Origin of the sequence: Arthrobacter sp. HMSC06H05, assembly GCF_001807395.1 — a bacterium.
Taxonomy (GTDB): Bacteria; Actinomycetota; Actinomycetes; order Actinomycetales; family Micrococcaceae; genus Pseudoglutamicibacter; species Pseudoglutamicibacter albus.
Genome location: NZ_KV788983.1, coordinates 26,881 through 27,149 on the forward strand (window position 1 = coordinate 26,881; position 269 = coordinate 27,149).

The window sequence follows — 269 nt, forward strand, 5'->3', positions numbered from 1 at the left end:
AGTTCCCCGCGCCTGCGGGGATGATCCGGCATGGGCGCCCGCCATATGCGGGACGGTCACGAGTTCCCCGCGCCTGCGGGGATGATCCGTCATTGGGTGTCTACGAGAGTGATGATTGTGAGAGTTCCCCGCGTCTGCGGGGATGATCCGAGCACGCCTGTAATTCGCGTATTTACAGGGATGAGTTCCCCGCGCCTGCGGGGATGATTTGACCGTCGACGATGCCGCGGTAGTATCCGAGATGAGTTCCCCGCGCCTGCGGGGATGAT

General features: G+C 62.8%; 1 CRISPR repeat array.

Annotation, left to right across the window (positions count from 1 at the left end):
* Positions 1–268: direct repeats of the CRISPR family, unit length 24 nt; unit sequence AGTTCCCCGCGCCTGCGGGGATGA.
* Position 269: the final 1 nt, after the last annotated feature.